We start from the raw sequence: 529 nt of genomic DNA, 5'->3' as shown, positions 1-529 counted from the left end.
CTGTACGACAACATATAGGTTTTGTATCTCATAGTTTACTGGAAAAGTTTCAAGAGGGTGAAAGAGTAATCGATGTGGTGATAAGCGGTGCTTTTAAATCAATTGGTGTTTATCAAGATATTGATGATGAGGTACGTAATGAAGCACATCATTTACTTAAATTAGTTGGAATATCTGCTAAAGCGCAACAATATATTGGTTATTTATCTACAGGTGAAAAACAACGAGTGATGATTGCACGAGCTTTAATGGGGCAACCTCAGGTTTTAATTTTAGATGAGCCAGCAGCTGGTTTAGACTTTATTGCTCGTGAGTCACTATTGAATATACTTGACTCATTGTCAGATTCATATCCAACGCTTGCGATGATTTATGTGACGCACTTTATTGAAGAAATTACTGGTAACTTTACTAAAATTTTGCTATTAAAAGATGGGGAAAGTGTACAACAAGGATTAATAGATGATATTTTGACATCTGAAAACATGTCACGATTTTTCCAGAAAAATGTAGCAGTTCAAAGATGGAA

At 34.4% G+C, this 529-nt stretch carries 1 protein-coding gene; it reads left to right on the top strand.

The genetic code is table 11. The features are described from left to right. A partial coding sequence (locus IDG60_RS01665) for an ABC transporter ATP-binding protein (RefSeq protein ID WP_206160422.1) occupies window positions 1-529 on the top strand: 529 nt, incomplete at both ends.

This window comes from Staphylococcus sp. EG-SA-2 (genome assembly GCF_017152085.1).
The sequence above is the reverse complement of the archived record's forward strand: the minus strand, read 5'-3'. Positions and strand labels throughout refer to the sequence as shown.